Annotated in this window: 12 protein-coding genes and 2 tRNA genes; 6 read left to right on the top strand and 8 right to left on the bottom strand. The window is 53.5% G+C overall.

Annotated elements, in window-relative coordinates; genetic code table 11:
- Window positions 1-8: 8 nt before the first annotated feature.
- The 3 genes from amiB to nnr are packed head-to-tail and all read right to left on the bottom strand — an operon-like array spanning window position 9 to window position 3,337.
- Window positions 9-1,340, bottom strand: coding sequence for an N-acetylmuramoyl-L-alanine amidase AmiB (gene amiB, locus OGY71_RS22855; protein ID WP_003830500.1), 1,332 nt, complete (start codon window positions 1,338-1,340; stop codon window positions 9-11).
- A gap of 16 nt (window positions 1,341-1,356) precedes the next feature.
- The gene (tsaE, locus tag OGY71_RS22860; RefSeq protein ID WP_003830502.1) at window positions 1,357-1,818 is read right to left on the bottom strand and encodes a tRNA (adenosine(37)-N6)-threonylcarbamoyltransferase complex ATPase subunit type 1 TsaE; all 462 of its coding nucleotides are present in this window, start codon (window positions 1,816-1,818) and stop codon (window positions 1,357-1,359) included.
- Window positions 1,790-3,337: a bifunctional ADP-dependent NAD(P)H-hydrate dehydratase/NAD(P)H-hydrate epimerase gene (gene nnr / locus OGY71_RS22865; RefSeq protein WP_206160198.1), complete on the bottom strand. Its 1,548-nt coding sequence runs from the start codon at window positions 3,335-3,337 to the stop codon at window positions 1,790-1,792. Before nnr ends, tsaE begins: the two co-directional genes overlap by 29 nt.
- Between nnr and queG the strand changes: the two genes are divergently transcribed.
- The gene (gene queG / locus OGY71_RS22870) at window positions 3,336-4,475 is read left to right on the top strand and encodes a tRNA epoxyqueuosine(34) reductase QueG (protein ID WP_126319459.1); all 1,140 of its coding nucleotides are present in this window, start codon (window positions 3,336-3,338) and stop codon (window positions 4,473-4,475) included. The genes nnr and queG overlap by 2 nt on opposite strands.
- 269 nt (window positions 4,476-4,744) lie before the next feature.
- Here queG and OGY71_RS22875 read toward each other — a convergent pair.
- The 3 genes from OGY71_RS22875 to orn all read right to left on the bottom strand — a co-directional run bounded on the left by OGY71_RS22875 (window position 4,745) and on the right by orn (window position 5,675).
- A tRNA-Gly gene (locus OGY71_RS22875) sits at window positions 4,745-4,820 on the bottom strand.
- 37 nt (window positions 4,821-4,857) lie between these two features.
- Window positions 4,858-4,933 (bottom strand) — tRNA-Gly (locus tag OGY71_RS22880).
- 196 nt (window positions 4,934-5,129) lie between these two features.
- A complete protein-coding gene (gene orn / locus OGY71_RS22885) occupies window positions 5,130-5,675 on the bottom strand; it encodes an oligoribonuclease (protein ID WP_003830507.1) in 546 nt (181 codons plus the stop codon).
- A gap of 105 nt (window positions 5,676-5,780) precedes the next feature.
- On the opposite strand from orn, the gene rsgA reads away from it, so the two are divergent.
- From rsgA to mscM, 3 genes are all read left to right on the top strand, one after another.
- Window positions 5,781-6,833, top strand: a complete 1,053-nt coding sequence (gene rsgA / locus OGY71_RS22890) for a small ribosomal subunit biogenesis GTPase RsgA (RefSeq protein WP_286613751.1) — start codon at window positions 5,781-5,783, stop codon at window positions 6,831-6,833.
- 92 nt (window positions 6,834-6,925) lie between these two features.
- Entirely contained in the window at window positions 6,926-7,894 is a 969-nt protein-coding gene (asd, locus tag OGY71_RS22895; protein WP_003830511.1) for an archaetidylserine decarboxylase, read from the top strand.
- Between the two features lie 17 nt (window positions 7,895-7,911).
- Window positions 7,912-11,226 (top strand): miniconductance mechanosensitive channel MscM, encoded by a 3,315-nt coding sequence (gene mscM / locus OGY71_RS22900; protein WP_003830513.1) that lies wholly within the window; start codon window positions 7,912-7,914, stop codon window positions 11,224-11,226.
- 94 nt (window positions 11,227-11,320) lie between these two features.
- Here mscM and yjeM read toward each other — a convergent pair whose 3' ends face one another.
- Both yjeM and epmA read right to left on the bottom strand, forming a co-directional pair.
- On the bottom strand, window positions 11,321-12,823 hold the full coding sequence (gene yjeM, locus OGY71_RS22905; protein ID WP_240389566.1) for a glutamate/gamma-aminobutyrate family transporter YjeM: 1,503 nt from the start codon (window positions 12,821-12,823) through the stop codon (window positions 11,321-11,323).
- A 214-nt stretch (window positions 12,824-13,037) separates the two neighbouring features.
- Complete coding sequence (gene epmA / locus OGY71_RS22910; protein ID WP_079939036.1) at window positions 13,038-14,015, bottom strand: elongation factor P--(R)-beta-lysine ligase; 978 nt, start codon at window positions 14,013-14,015, stop codon at window positions 13,038-13,040.
- A gap of 323 nt (window positions 14,016-14,338) precedes the next feature.
- Here epmA and frdA point away from each other — a divergent pair, with 323 nt between their 5' ends.
- On the top strand, window positions 14,339-16,129 hold the full coding sequence (frdA, locus tag OGY71_RS22915; RefSeq protein ID WP_003830519.1) for a fumarate reductase (quinol) flavoprotein subunit: 1,791 nt from the start codon (window positions 14,339-14,341) through the stop codon (window positions 16,127-16,129).
- Window positions 16,122-16,856 carry a fumarate reductase iron-sulfur protein gene (frdB, locus tag OGY71_RS22920; protein WP_003025540.1) on the top strand — a complete coding sequence of 245 codons (735 nt, stop codon included), beginning with the start codon at window positions 16,122-16,124 and terminating at the stop codon, window positions 16,854-16,856. Before frdA ends, frdB begins: the two co-directional genes overlap by 8 nt.
- The last annotated feature ends 7 nt before the right edge of the window (window positions 16,857-16,863 follow it).

Genomic DNA, 16,863 nt, shown 5'->3' on the forward strand with positions numbered 1-16,863 from the left:
GCTAATCCTTAATTTGTTAACGTGTTACCCGGCGATATGGCGCTGGCGGTTTGCGCCGGTGCGCCCTGCGGCCCGGTTTGCATCGGGTGCGCCTGGAAATAGTTACGCAATCCTTTGTAAATCGCCTCAGCCAGCTGCTGCTGGTAATCATCGCTCGCCAGCAGACGTTCTTCGCTGTTGTTACTGATAAAGCCGGTTTCAACCAGCACTGACGGGATATCAGGCGAACGCAGTACGCCGAGGCTAGCGTGTTCCGGGCGACGCTTATGCATCGAACCAATACGTTCTAACTGGCCGATCATGCTGGTCGCCACATCATACCCGACGCGTTGCGAATGACCGAACTGCAGATCCAGTACAGCCTGGCTGAGATAAGGATCGGACTGGCTGTTTGCCAGCACATCGCCCGCGCCGCCCAACAGCTCCGATTGCTTCTCGTGCTGTTCCAGCCAGCCGGCCATCTCACTGTTCGCCCGACGGTTTGACAGCACCCAAACGGAAGCACCTGTGGCATCACGGTTTGGTGCGGCATCCGCGTGAATAGAAACCAGGAAATTGGCGTTTTGTTTACGCGCGACGTCTGAACGCCCCATCACCGAGATAAAGTAATCACCATCACGAGTGAGAACGCCTTTAAACATCGGGTCATCATTGAGCAAACTGCGCAGCTTGCGCGCCACGGCAATCGTGACGTTTTTCTCACGCGTGCCGCCAGGACCAATAGCACCAGGATCCTGTCCACCGTGTCCGGCATCAATGGCAATCACCACTTTATCGCCGTTGCTGGAACTGGCGCGCGCCGCAGGGCGCGTAGAGGTATTGCTGTTAGTCACAGCCGTAGTGCGATCGTTTTCCGCTTTAAATGGATTGCGCGCTGGCTCGACAGGACGTGGGGCAACAATCGGCGCTTCAACACGCTTTGCAACCACGGGAGGTGGAGGCGGCGGCGGTGGCGCATCAGCGTTGATGGTAAACACGACGGTATAATTGCCGCCGTTCTGGCGTTTTACTGCTTCGGCTTTACCGTTCTCTGTTAAATCCACCACCAGTCGCAGAGACTGCGCATCTTTTGGCGTGCCGGAACGGATAGATTTCACCAGATTATTGCCGCTAAACAGCAGCGGTAATCCCTGAATCACTCCGGTTTGTTTAATATCCAGCGCGACGGTTCGTTTCCCGTCCTGCGAAACGGCATATTCAGGATCGCCAATAAAGCTCAGCGTAATCCGCGCCTGCTGATCGCCATTAGATACCTGAAGATCGGAGAGGCTGGCGGCCCCTGCCTGCGCGCACAGCAGGACCAGGGTTGCCATCAGCCAGTTTCTGATGCGATAAATCATCCCGCCACCCTTAAGGTTAATCGGCTAAACGCGCCAGCAATAAATCACCTGATGAGGAGACTGCGCTTACACGCGCCTCTCGACCTTGCGCCTGATATTCAATGTGTATTTCGACGTCCGGGTCTGGCAGTACACCTTTACCTTGTTGCGGCCATTCCACCAGGCAGATGGCATCATTGGCAAAATAATCGCGGATCCCCATAAATTCCAGCTCCTCTGGGTCCGCAAGTCGGTATAAATCGAAGTGATATACCATCATGTTATCGAGTGAATAGGGTTCAACCAGCGTGTAGGTGGGGCTTTTTACATTACCTTTATGACCTAATGCCTGCAGAAATCCCCGGCTGAAGGTGGTTTTACCCGCCCCCAGGTCGCCGTACAAATATATAACCGTCGCGCCGTCACAGGCTTTGGCTACCCGCAGTCCCAGGTCTAAAGTCGCCTGCTCATCAGGTAGTGGAATTACTCGATTCATCATGATAAACGTCAATCACATCAGGGTTAACAATACGCTGTAGCGTGGTAAAGAGATCTGTCGCCAGCATGCCGCGCGTACCAAAACGCGCCGCCAGCACATCCGCCGCCGCTCCGTGCGCAACACATCCCGCACATGCTGCATCATACGGGGTAAGCTTCTGTCCGAGCAATGCGCCAATAATACCGGAAAGTACATCCCCCATTCCGCCGCTGGCCATCCCGGCATTGCCGGTATCAATAATACCCAACTCCGCCTGTTCAGCAGCAACAACCGTACCCGCGCCTTTCAGCACCACAACGCCTCCGTACCGTTTTACCAGACGTTGTGCACAAAGTAAGCGATCGTCTTCAATTTCTGCAATGGAACAACCCAGCAGTCGCGCGGCTTCACCTGGATGCGGCGTGATCACGCGATTGTGACGTTTATCGGGGTTGATTGCCAGCAGGTTCAGCGCATCCGCATCCCAAAGCATCGGTTTGCGAAAATTCTCCACTTTTTGCAGCGCTTTTTTGCCCCACTCCTGCTGACCAAGCCCGGGGCCTATCACCACTACATCCGCCCACGCCAGGCTCTCTTCCAGCGTCTGCGGCGTCAGCGTATCGACCATCAGTTCCGGTCTGGCTGTCAAAATAGGCGCAATGTTTTCACTGCGCGTCAGCACTTTGACCAGCCCGGCGCCTGCACGCAGCGCGGCTTCCCCGGCCATGCGTATTGCGCCTGCCGTTCCGTGGTCACCGCCGATAATCACCAGCCGACCGTGGGAGCCCTTGTGCGAGGTGGGTCGACGCGGCGTTAGCCAGTGCGCAAGCTGTTGAGCATCAAAACGTTGAATTGGCGCATTCTGCCCCGCCAGCCAGTCGTCCAGCCCAAGTGCGTTAACATGCAGACGCCCGGTGACATCGCGCGCTTTACCGGTGAGCAGGCCCGGCTTGAGTGCAATAAAGGTAATGGTATGCGCTGCGTTGATGACCGCGCCCGGCGTCGCTCCCGTCTGCGCCAGCAGGCCGGAGGGAATATCTATCGCCACGGTGGGGGCTGGGTGAGAATTGGCACGTTCAATCAATACTGACAGAGATTCACGCGGTGCGTGTTTTAAGCCAGTGCCTGTCAGCGCGTCGATTATCACGTCCACGTTATCTGGCCAATTGATATCAACCGCGTGAATGACGCCACCCGCGTTAAGCCAGCCATCACGCGCATGCTGCGCCACCTCGGGGAGCGGTTTGTCACTCTCCTGTGCCAGCAACGTGACTTCAAGACCCAACGCTTTGGCAAGTCTTGCTACTACGTAACCATCGCCGCCGTTGTTGCCATGACCACATAGCACCAGCCAGTGCCGGGCGTTCGGATAAGCCTCACGAGTGATCTGAAACGCCGCCTCTCCCGCCCGTTGCATCAGTTCGTAAAGCGTCAGCCCAGAACTGTCTGCCGCCTCTCGCTCCATCCGCCTGATGTCATCGGCGTGCCAGATGGAGTGTGGTATACTTGCGGGGTTTTTCTTCATTGTATGGTCCGTCATGTCAGAGCCCCTCGATCTCAATCAGTTAGCGCAAAATATTAAGCAGTGGGGGCTGGAGCTTGGCTTTCAGCAGGTCGGTATTGCCGATACCGACCTCAGCGAAGCGGAGCCCAAACTGCAGGCCTGGCTGGACAAACAATACCACGGCGAGATGGACTGGATGGCCCGTCACGGCATGATGCGCGCCCGACCTCACGAATTATTGCCCGGTACGCTACGTGTCATCAGCGTACGTATGAACTATCTTCCTGCCAATGCGGCCTTCGCCAGCACGTTGAAGAACCCTTCGCTGGGTTACGTCAGCCGTTACGCGCTTGGCCGCGACTACCATAAGCTGCTACGTAACCGCTTAAAAAAGCTGGGGGAGATGATTCAACAGCACTGCGTTTCGCTGAATTTTAGACCTTTTGTCGATTCTGCGCCCATTCTTGAGCGTCCGTTAGCGGAAAAAGCCGGGCTTGGCTGGACAGGTAAGCACTCACTTATCCTCAATCGCGAAGCCGGTTCATTTTTCTTCCTCGGGGAATTACTGATCGATTTACCCTTACCGGTCGACCAACCAGCAGAAGAAGGATGCGGGAAATGCGTCGCCTGCATGACCATCTGTCCCACCGGGGCCATCGTTGAACCCTACACGGTGGATGCGCGCCGCTGTATCTCTTATCTCACTATCGAACTGGAAGGCGCGATCCCGGAAGAATTTCGTCCCTTGATGGGGAATCGAATTTACGGCTGCGATGATTGCCAGCTTATTTGCCCGTGGAACCGCTATTCACAGTTGACGACAGAGGATGACTTCAACCCGCGCAAGCAGCTTCATGCTCCGGAGTTAATAGAGCTGTTTAGCTGGAGCGAAGCGTGGTTTTTAAAAGTCACGGAGGGGTCTGCCATTCGTCGTATTGGCCACCTGCGCTGGTTGCGAAATATCGCCGTTGCGTTGGGTAATGCTCCCTGGAATGAAGCCATTCTTCGCGCACTGGAAAGTCGCAGAGGTGAGCACCCACTTCTCGACGAACATATTGAGTGGGCGGTTGCTCAGCAAATTGAGAAGCGAAATACCTGCGTAGTTGAGGTGCAGCTACCGCAGAAACAACGTTTGGTCAGGGTCATTGAGAAGGGTCTGCCGCGCGACGCTTAAGTCATCCACAGCTTGTGTATAAAAATAAAAACACATTGATATTCAAGAGGGAAAAAATCGTCAAGTGATCGTATTAACAATTTGAAATGATAATTAAACCAGTAATTTCAAATAGTTAAAATGATACTATTCACCCGGCGAAGTTTTTTGCATTCCAGGAATAATACCCGAACCTGTGGATAAGTCTGTTTACAAGAGTATGTCAATGACGAAACAAAACGTCCCCAACGTGATTATTCGTTGTGGATATTTTTATTGAGGTAAGAATTTGGAGCGGGAAACGAGACTCGAACTCGCGACCCCGACCTTGGCAAGGTCGTGCTCTACCAACTGAGCTATTCCCGCTTGGGTGTGTCTGTGCTTTACAAGCACTTTCAAATTTTGGAGCGGGAAACGAGACTCGAACTCGCGACCCCGACCTTGGCAAGGTCGTGCTCTACCAACTGAGCTATTCCCGCAAATCTGTACTGCTTTTGTTGCTGTCGTAATTCGCATTTCTGCGTCGTTACGGGAGGCGCATTATACGAGAAATCCGTTTAGCTGCAACCCCCCTGAAAGCGTTTTTTTCGAAAATTCGTTCAAGTGATTAATTTACAATCAAGCTGAGCAATTTAGCGTCAAAAACCCGGTGACGCAAGCCACCGGAGAACAAAATCAAAGATTAATAAAATGTTCGCGATAGTAAGCAAGCTCTGCAACAGATTCACGAATGTCGTCCATCGCCTGATGTGTTCCCTGCTTGGTGAAGCCCGCAAGGATTTCCGGCTTCCAACGACGCGCCAGTTCTTTGAGCGTGCTGACGTCCAGATAGCGATAATGGAAATACGCCTCCAGCTCCGGCATGTATTTAAACAGGAAACGACGATCCTGCCCGATGCTGTTGCCACAGATAGGTGATTTCCCTTGCGGAACCCACTCTTTCAAAAAAGCCAGCGTGGCCAGTTCTGCTTCACGATCGCCCATGGTGCTCGCCTTCACGCGCTCCACCAGCCCGCTCCCGGTATGCGTACGTACGTTCCAGTCATCCATTAATGCCAGCTGTTCGTCGGACTGGTGCACCGCAATTGTCGGTCCTTCAGCCAGAATATTCAGGTTGGCATCCGTCACCAGCGTGGCGATCTCAATAATGCGATCGCGCTCGGGATCCAGACCTGTCATCTCCAGATCGATCCAAATCAGGTTGTTTTCATTGGCACTCATGCTATTTTCCACCCTTCAGCGTCACATTCAGTGTGACTACATTCATCTAAAATTGTGTGTATCATAAATGTTTTGCCCATCATGGGCGACCAGGAGCCAGTCCGATTGAGTAAGAATAAACTCTCCAAAGGCCAACAGCGCCGTGTGAACGCCAATCACCAGCGTCGTCTTAAAACGTCCACGGAGAAGCCCGACTACGACGACAACCTGTTTGGCGAAACCGCCGAAGGCATCGTTATCAGCCGTTTTGGCATGCATGCCGACGTAGAGTCTGCTGACGGTGAAATTCACCGTTGCAACATCCGCCGTACAATTCGCTCGCTGGTGACCGGCGATCGCGTAGTCTGGCGCCCGGGTAAAGCGGCAGCTGAAGGCGTGAATGTCAAAGGTATCGTTGAAGCGGTACACGATCGTACCTCGGTACTGACACGACCCGACTTTTACGACGGGGTAAAGCCTATTGCCGCCAACATCGACCAGATCGTTATTGTCTCAGCCATCTTACCCGAGCTGTCACTCAATATTATCGACCGGTATCTGGTAGCCTGCGAAACGCTACACGTTGAACCGATTATCGTGCTGAATAAGATCGATCTGCTGGATGATGAAGGCATGGCCTTCGTTAACGAACAGATGGATATCTATCGCAACATTGGCTATCGGGTGTTGTTGGTATCAAGCCGCACAAAAGACGGCCTAAAACCGCTTGAAAAAGCATTAACCGATCGCATCAGCATTTTTGCCGGTCAATCGGGCGTAGGTAAATCCAGCCTGCTCAATAATCTCCTCGGCCTGCAGGAAGAGATCCTGACCAATGATGTCTCTGACAACTCCGGCCTTGGACAGCACACCACCACGGCCTCTCGCCTGTATCATTTCCCGCACGGCGGCGACGTTATTGACTCCCCTGGCGTGCGTGAGTTTGGACTGTGGCATCTGGAGCCGGAACAAATCACGCATGGCTTTGTCGAATTTCATGACTATCTGGGCCATTGCAAATACCGCGACTGCAAGCATGATACCGATCCAGGCTGCGCTATCCGTGAGGCTGTAGAAAAAGGGGCCATAGCCGAAACCCGGTTTGAAAATTATCACCGCATCCTGGAAAGCATGGCGCAGGTAAAAACGCGTAAAAACTTTTCTGATACAGACAACTGACAACTAAGCTAAGCATCGCTAGAATCGTCCCCCTTTTTTCAGGATCCGGCCCGTATGCCGGATCGGGAACAAATTATGGCCTGGAGGCTACCTTGTTAAACTCATTTAAGCTTTCGCTACAATACATTCTGCCGAAACTATGGCTCACTCGCCTGGCGGGTTGGGGTGCGAGCAAACGAGCGGGATGGCTGACCAAACTGGTTATCGATCTGTTCGTGAAATATTACAAGGTCGATATGAAAGAGGCGCAAAAGCCGGACACCGCCAGCTATCGCACCTTTAACGACTTCTTTGTTCGCCCGCTGCGCGACGATGCTCGCCCGATTAACACCGATCCAAACGTACTGGTCATGCCCGCTGACGGCGTGATCAACCAGTTAGGTAACATCGAAGAAGACAAACTGCTGCAGGCTAAAGGGCACAGCTATACCCTTGAAGCGCTGCTGGCTGGCAACTACCAGATGGCGGATAAATTCCGCAACGGTACGTTTGTAACCACTTACTTGTCTCCACGCGATTACCACCGTGTACACATGCCGTGTAACGGTATCCTGCGTGAAATGATGTACGTGCCGGGCGATCTCTTCTCTGTAAACATCCTGACTGCGCAAAACGTACCGAACCTGTTTGCCCGCAACGAACGTGTAATCTGTCTGTTTGATACCGAATTTGGCCCGATGGTGCAGATTCTGGTCGGCGCGACCATCGTCGGCAGCATTGAAACCACATGGGCTGGCACCATTACCCCACCACGAGAAGGCGTCATCAAGCGCTGGACCTGGCCGGAAGGCGAAAGCGAAGGGTCGGTGGCGCTGTTGAAAGGTCAGGAAATGGGCCGCTTTAAGCTCGGTTCCACCGTCATCAACCTGTTCGCACCTGGCAAAGTTAACCTGGTTGAGCAATTGCAGGATCTGTCCGTGACTAAAATCGGCCAGCCAATGGCCATCTCGACCGAGACTTTCGTGACACCAGAGGCAGAACCGGCCCCGCTGGCGAAAGAAGAGATCGAAGCAGAACACGATGCCAGCCCGCTGGTTGACGACAAAAAAGACGAAAGTTAAACATAGGAATCGCTGCTGTGCGCCTGATTATCACTTTTCTGATGGCCTGGTGCCTCAGCCTGGGGGCGTACGCTGCGACGGCCCCCGATGCCAAACAACTCACCCAGGAACTGGAGCAAGCAAAGGCGGCAAAACCCGCTCAGCCAGAAACCGTTGAGGCGCTCCAGTCCGCGCTGAATGCCCTTGAGGAGCGTAAAGGCTCTCTCGAGCGCGCCCAGCAATACCAGCAAGTTATTGATAACTTCCCCAAGCTGTCCGCAACGTTACGCGCGCAGCTTAGCAACCTGCGTGATGAACCGCGCAATGTGCCAACCGGACTCACTACCGATGCGTTAAACCAGGAGATCCTCCAGGTTAGCAGCCAACTGCTGGAAAAGAGTCGTCAGGCCCAGCAGGAGCAGGATCGCGCCCGGGAAATCGCCGACTCGTTAAGCCAGCTTCCTCAACAGCAAACCGATGCCCGCCGCCAGCTCAATGAGCTTGAGCGACGCATTGGTACCGCCAACGGCAATTCCGCACAGAATCAGGCGATGCAGGCTGAATCCGCCAAACTTAAAGCCCAGGTCGATGAACTGGAGCTGGCGCAGCTTTCTGCCAATAACCGTCAGGAACTGGCGCGTATGCGCTCCGAACTGGCGGAAAAACAGAGTCAACAACTCGACACTTACCTTCAGGCTTTGCGCAATCAACTCAACAGTCAACGTCAGCGTGAAGCTGAGCGAGCGCTGGAAAGCACCGAACTGCTGGCGGAAAACAGCGCGGGACTGCCGGAAGGCATTGTCGACCAGTTCAAGGTGAACCGCGAGCTGTCTCAGGCCTTAAACCAGCAAGCACAGCGTATGGACCTGGTCGCTTCGCAGCAGCGTCAGGCCGCCAGCCAAACACTGCAGGTGCGTCAGGCATTGAATACGCTGCGAGAGCAGTCTCAGTGGCTTGGGGTTTCAAATATGCTGGGAGAAGCGCTGCGAGCGCAGGTATCCCGTCTGCCGGAAATGCCTAAACCTCAGCAGTTGGATACCGAAATGGCGCAGCTTCGCGTACACCGCATGCGCTATGAGGATCTCCTCAACAAACAGCCGCAGCTGCGTCAGATTCATCAGGCCGATGGACAACCGCTGACCGCTGAACAGAGCAGCATCCTCAACGCCCAGCTACGGACCCAGCGTGAGCTGCTGAACTCATTGTTACAGGGTGGCGATACGCTGATCCTTGAGCTGACCAAGCTCAAAGTTTCCAACAGCCAACTGGAAGATGCGCTAAAAGAGGTCAACGAAGCGACGCACCGCTACCTGTTCTGGACGTCAGACGTTAGCCCTATCTCCCTCTCCTGGCCTGTCGACATAGTTCAGGATCTGCGGCGTCTGATTTCATTAGATACGTTTAATCAGTTGGGCCAGGCCAGCATCATGATGCTGACCAGCAAAGAAACGCTGCTACCGCTGTTCGCGGCGTTGGTGCTGGTTGGCTTTAGCCTCTCTTCGCGCAAGCACTTCACCCGTTTCCTTGAACGCTCGTCCGCGCGGGTCGGGAAAGTCACCCAGGACCACTTCTGGCTGACAATACGCACGGTATTCTGGTCAATACTCGTCGCTTCGCCGTTGCCAGTGCTGTGGGCAACGCTCGGTTACGGATTGCAGGAAGCCTGGCCTTATCCGTTGGCTGTCGCGATCGGCGATGGCGTTACCGCCACGGTGCCCATGCTGTGGGCGGTAATGATCTGCGCTACCTTTGCGCGTCCCAACGGTCTGTTTATTGCCCACTTTGGCTGGCCGCGGAACCGCGTCGCGAAAGCCATGCACTATTACCTGATGAGCATCGGGCTGATTGTCCCGTTGATCATGGCGGTGATTATGTTTGATAACCTCAATGACCGGGAATTCTCCGCCTCACTGGGGCGTCTGTGCTTTATTCTGATTTGCGGTGCGCTGGCTGTCGTAACCCTGAGCCTTAAACGCGCCGGGATACCGCTGTACCTCGATAAAGAGGGCAACAGCGATAACATGGTCAACAGCATGCTATGGAATTTGCTGATGGGTGCGCCGCTGATTGCTATTCTCGCCGCAGCGGTGGGCTATCTCGCTACGTCACAAGCCTTGCTGGCGCGTCTTGAAACGTCCGTAGCGATTTGGTTCTTATTACTGGTGGTGTATCACGTTATCCGCCGTTGGATGCTAATTCAGCGCCGCCGCCTGGCGTTTGACCGCGCCAAGCATCGACGCGCTGAAATGCTGGCGCAGCGCGCGCGAGGCGAAGAAGAACCACCGCATTCCACCAGCCTTGAAGGCGCGATTGACGTTGATGAAAGCGAAGTGGATTTGGATGCTATCAGCGCACAATCACTGCGCCTGGTGCGTTCTATCCTGATGCTTATCGCCCTGCTCTCGGTCATTGTACTGTGGTCAGAAATTCATTCCGCTTTCGGCTTCCTGGAAAACATCTCGTTGTGGGATGTCACCTCCACGGTTCAGGGCGTGGAAAGCTTAGAACCGATAACGCTGGGCGCAGTGCTTATCGCGATTCTGGTGTTTATCATCACCACCCAGTTAGTACGCAACCTGCCCGCGTTGCTGGAGCTGGCACTACTGCAACATCTTGATTTAACCCCCGGTACCGGTTATGCCATCACCACCATCACCAAGTATCTGCTGATGCTGATTGGCGGTCTGGTTGGCTTCTCGATGATCGGTATTGAATGGTCCAAACTGCAATGGCTGGTGGCGGCTCTCGGTGTCGGTCTGGGCTTTGGTTTGCAGGAGATCTTCGCCAACTTTATTTCCGGCCTGATAATCCTGTTTGAAAAACCAATCCGCATTGGCGACACGGTGACGATTCGCGATCTTACCGGTAGCGTGACGAAGATTAATACCCGTGCCACCACTATCAGCGACTGGGACCGCAAAGAGATCATCGTGCCCAACAAAGCCTTTATCACCGAACAGTTTATCAACTGGTCGTTATCCGATTCCGTTACCCGTGTGGTGTTAACCATCCCGGCACCGTCGGAGGCGAACAGCGAGGAGGTTACGCAGATCCTGCTGACTGCCGCGCAGCGCTGTTCTCTGGTTATCGATAATCCGGCACCTGAAGTCTTTCTGGTTGACCTGCAGCAGGGGATTCAAATCTTCGAACTGCGTATTTATGCCGCAGAGATGGGGCATCGCATGCCGCTGCGCCATGAAATCCACCAACTGATTCTGGCAGGCTTCCGCGAGCACGGTATTGATATGCCGTTCCCTCCGTTCCAGATGCGTCTGGAGAGCCTCGGCGGTAAGCAAACAGGGAGAACATTAAGTTCTGCAGGAAGAGGTAGTCGCCCGGCAGGGAGTTTGTAACGCACAATGCGGGCAAGAAATGCCGGATGGCGACCCGTTGGGTCTAATCCGGCCTACGAAGATGCTACTTTGTAGGCCGGGTTAGGCAGGTCGTTTATTCCACCGCCCACTCAGGCTCGTTGATCGTGCGACGGCTGTAGTTCTGATAAATCGCCATCGCCAGCAGTGAGAAGAAGATCGGACCGCCGGTCATCCACAGTGCGCTGTTCCAGTCTCCGGCTTCAATTACCGGCTGGATGATAGTGAACACGTTGGCAAACGTCACCACCAGCACGACCACTCCCGTTGCCAGCAACGTCGCCGCTCGGGTTTTAAACACAACAAACGGCCTTTCCAGACCCGGATGGGATTTAAAGAACGGAAACGCCAGCGCCAGGAACAGATACGGCAGCGTCATCGAGACGTTCGCCATCAGCGTCAGTTTGTTATAGAACGCTGAAGCCGTATCGCCACCAAATGAAACCAACAGGATAAACAGGCTCACCAGCAGGCACTGTAACCACATTGCCGTCGTCGGCATCCCTACGGCATTCAGTTTGGTCATCGGCGCGGGCCACAACGCCTTCGGCGTGCCCTGAATAATCGCTTTCAGCGGTGAGTAGCTGAGGGTGAAAAAAGCGCCGGTGTAGGCAAGGAACATGGAAAGCCCGGTAATACGTGCAAACCATACGCCCATCACCATTGCGGCATCAGGGGAAAGATGTAGCGCATTACCCAACGTCATTCCGAGGCTTTTCATCAGGATATAGGTAATATTCCCGAGGTTAACTGAGCTATTACTTAATACCTGCTGCCAGTTAGTGCTAACGCCCCATAAAAAGATGGCCAGTGAATAACCAACAGAAATGACAATAGCGGCAAAAACAATGCCTTTAGCAAAGTTCTTTTCTGGTTTTTCTGTTTTATCAACCAGTCCCCCCACAGCTTCAATTCCGCCGTAAGCAAAAATGGCAAACACAACAAATGACAACATTGCCAGTCCGGACTGATATCCGGGATTAGGCGAAGTGATGAAATTAATATCCTGTGCAAAGTGGCCACCAGTTAATAACAAAATAGCGACACTCACTAACAACAGAACTAAATTAAGACACATTACGGCAATTCCACCTACAGCCGTAATACGCGCAATCTTATTAATACCCCGGGATGCCACGCAGGTCACCAGGATCATCCAACCGACGGCGAGCAACCCGACAACCTGCGTAGGCTCAAGCCCTGCAATACGCCAGTGCTGCGTCATGTCTGCGCCAAACAAGAAGGTTGAAAAAGGTACCCAGACTTTCGCCGCAGTGCTTACCATCCATATCACATAAGAAGAAAACCACATAAACGTGCCGATAAACGCATAACGCGGTCCAACGCTATTATTCATCCACGAATAGATTCCCCCCTCTTCTTTCCGATAGGCAGAACCCATTTCCGCCATCATTAAAGCAAATGGAATAAAGAATAATAATGCAGAAAATATATACCACGGTATTGCACTATACCCCATTAAATAGAACGCGGAGGGGCTATTAGCAAAACCGAAAACTGACGTAAATATCATGAGAATGAGACCTATCAGGCTCATCTTTTTTATTGTTTGGGTCATTAAACCATCCCTTACTCTGGCAAGCGTTTAACAAACGCCGCTCACCGGTTGGCACTGCTCTCTTTGCAGAGTTCAGCGATAAAAAAATCAACACAGAATTGATACCTAAACGATATCAAATATCCAGGTGTAAATTGTGGCTATTAGAGGGGAAATGAAAAAATATGCTACAAAGTGGCGATTAAGCCGCCACTTTGTATTGCAGAAGAGTAAGTTATGCGCGATCGACGGTAAATGCGATTACCTCGGCCAGGCTCTCTGCGCCCAGCGCGAGCATCACCAGACGGTCAACACCCAGCGCCACGCCTGAGCAATCCGGCATGCCCACTTTCAGCGCTTCCAGCAGGTTGGTATCGATAGGTTGCTGCGGCAGGCCACGTGCGGCGCGTTTGCGGTTATCCTGTTCAAATCGCTGCTGCTGTTCGCGCGCGTCGGTCAATTCATGGAAACCATTCGCCAGCTCAATACCTTTGTAATAAACCTCGAAACGTTCAGCCACGCGGTGATCTTCGGTACTGATTTGCGCCAGTGATGCCTGGCTGGCCGGGAAATGATACACAAACGTCGGTTTGTCTTTACCAATATGCGGTTCAACGCCCATCGTAAACAGCAGTTGCAGTAAGGTATCCCGGTCTTCTTCGGTATCAGCGATATTGCTGAGATCCAATTTCGCCGCCGCTTCCCGCAGTTGGGTTTTATCCGCAGACAGCGGGTCAATCTCCAGATGGCGCTGAAAGGCCTGCTGGTAAGAAAGGCTTTCCGCAGGCGAACAGTCCAACACCTGCTGGAGCAAATCATCCACTTCATTCATCAGGCGATACATATCGTAATGCGGACGATACCACTCAAGCATGGTGAATTCAGGGTTGTGATGACGCCCCATCTCTTCATTACGGAAGCTGCGGCATAATTGATACACCGGGCCGCACCCTGCCACCAGCAGGCGCTTCATATGGTATTCAGGGCTGGTCATTAAATAGAGATTCATTCCCTGGGAGTGCCCAGGGCCGACGAAACGCGTTTCGAACGGGAACAGATGGATGTCCGTCACCGTTGCCTGACTCATACAAGGGGTCTCAACCTCAAGCACGCCACGATCGGCAAAAAAGCGGCGAATCTCCGCTATAATTGCTGCACGTTTCAACAGATTGGGGATGGACGCGCTCGGCTGCCAGGTTGCCGTTTCGCTCATGGTTGTTTCTCCGATTTAAGACAAGGGCACGAAGTCTACTCGTATCGCGCTAACGAGACAAATTTCGCGCACCAGTAATCAGCACTGGCAATTGGATAAAAAAAGCGACACAGGGTGGTTTAGTAATTAAATTAATCAAATTCAATGATAATTCCCCCCTCTGATACGCTAAAAAAATCGAACACGTCAAATTTCCCGCACATCCCTAAGACTATACTATTGTACCTATAAAGGAGCAGTGGAAACGCGTTCATAACCTGTTTGAAGCCGATGAAGCATCTGATTCAGGCAGGGATGAAATAACAACAATCTGGAGGAATGTCGTGCAAACCTTTCAAGCCGATCTTGCCATTATAGGCGCCGGTGGCGCGGGATTACGTGCTGCAATTGCTGCCGCACAAGCAAATCCCAACGCTAAAATCGCACTGATCTCAAAAGTGTACCCAATGCGCAGCCATACCGTTGCTGCCGAAGGCGGCTCTGCTGCTGTCGCGCAGGATCATGACAGCTTTGACTACCATTTTCACGATACGGTAGCAGGCGGAGACTGGCTGTGTGAGCAGGATGTCGTGGATTACTTTGTCCACCACTGCCCAACTGAAATGACGCAACTGGAACAATGGGGCTGCCCATGGAGCCGTCGTGAAGACGGTAGCGTCAACGTACGTCGCTTCGGCGGCATGAAAATCGAGCGTACCTGGTTTGCCGCGGATAAGACCGGCTTCCACATGCTGCATACGCTGTTCCAAACATCTTTGCAGTTCCCGCAGATTCAGCGCTTTGACGAACACTTCGTTCTGGATATCCTGGTTGACGATGGCCATGCTCGTGGTCTGGTTGCCATGAACATGATGGAAGGCACGCTGGTGCAAATCCGTGCTAACGCTGTCGTGATGGCAACGGGCGGCGCAGGTCGTGTTTACCGTTACAACACCAACGGCGGCATCGTAACCGGCGACGGTATGGGCATGGCGCTGAGCCACGGCGTTCCGCTGCGTGATATGGAATTCGTTCAGTATCACCCAACAGGTCTGCCAGGCTCCGGTATCCTGATGACTGAAGGCTGCCGTGGTGAAGGCGGTATTCTGGTTAACAAAAACGGCTACCGTTATCTGCAAGACTACGGCATGGGTCCGGAAACCCCGCTGGGCGAGCCAAAAAACAAATACATGGAACTCGGTCCGCGCGACAAAGTTTCTCAGGCGTTCTGGCACGAATGGCGCAAAGGCAACACCATTTCCACTCCGCGTGGCGATGTGGTTCACCTCGACCTGCGTCACCTCGGAGAGAAAAAACTGCTCGAACGTTTACCGTTCATCTGCGAACTGGCGAAAGCTTACGTGGGTGTCGATCCGGTTAAAGAGCCGATCCCGGTACGTCCGACCGCGCACTACACCATGGGCGGTATCGAAACCGATCAGCACTGTGAAACCCGCATTAAAGGTCTGTTCGCTGTCGGCGAATGTTCCTCTGTTGGTCTGCATGGCGCTAACCGTCTGGGCTCTAACTCCCTGGCTGAACTGGTGGTCTTCGGTCGTATGGCCGGTGAGCAGGCTGCAGAACGCGCTGCAACGGCTGGCGCTGCAAACAGTGCCGCTCTTGATGCACAGGTTGCTGGCGTTGAAAAACGTCTGAAAGATCTGGTTAACCAGGAAGGTAACGAAAACTGGTCTAAGATCCGTGACGAAATGGGCCTGTCCATGGAAGAAGGTTGCGGTATCTACCGTACGCCGGAACTCATGCAGAAAACCGTTGATAAGCTGGCGGAACTGCAGGAACGCTTCAAGCGCGTACGTATCACTGATACCTCCAGCGTCTTCAACACCGACCTGCTGTATACCATCGAACTGGGTCACGGTCTGAACGTTGCTGAATGTATGGCGCACTCCGCTCTGGCGCGTAAAGAATCCCGCGGCGCGCATCAGCGTCTGGATGAAGGCTGCACCGAGCGTGACGATGTGAACTTCCTCAAACACACCCTCGCCTTCCGCGATGCTGACGGCACGACTCGCCTGGAATACAGCGACGTGAAAATCACCACTCTGCCACCGGCTAAACGTGTTTACGGTGGCGAAGCGGAAGCAGCCGATAAGAAGGAGAAGGCGAATGGCTGAGATGAAAAACCTGAAAGTTGAGGTGGTGCGCTATAACCCGGAAACCGATACCGCGCCGCACAGTGCTTTCTACGAAGTTCCTTATGATGAAACCACGTCACTGCTGGATGCGCTGGGCTACATCAAGGATAACCTGGCACCGGACCTGAGCTACCGCTGGTCCTGCCGTATGGCGATCTGCGGCTCCTGCGGCATGATGGTCAACAATGTACCGAAACTGGCGTGCAAAACCTTCCTGCGTGATTACACCAACGGCATGAAGGTTGAAGCGCTGGGCAACTTCCCGATTGAGCGCGATCTGGTCGTCGACATGACGCACTTTATCGAAAGCCTGGAAGCGATCAAACCGTACATTATCGGTAACCCGCGTACACCGGATCAGGGTCCAAACACCCAGACTCCGGCGCAGATGGCGAAGTATCATCAGTTCTCCGGTTGCATCAACTGTGGTCTGTGCTATGCAGCGTGTCCGCAGTTCGGCCTGAACCCTGAGTTCATTGGACCGGCTGCGATTACGCTGGCGCATCGTTACAACGAAGATAGCCGCGACCACGGTAAGAAGGAGCGTATGGCTCAGTTGAACAGCCCGAACGGCGTCTGGACCTGTACTTTCGTGGGCTACTGCTCCGAAGTCTGCCCGAAACACGTCGATCCGGCTGCGGCCATTCAGCAGGGTAAAGTTGAAAGTTCAAAAGACTTTCTTATCGCTACCCTGAAACCACGCTAAGGAGTGC

The organism is Citrobacter sp. Cpo109 (assembly GCF_030332565.1).
Taxonomy (GTDB): Bacteria; Pseudomonadota; Gammaproteobacteria; order Enterobacterales; family Enterobacteriaceae; genus Citrobacter; species Citrobacter portucalensis.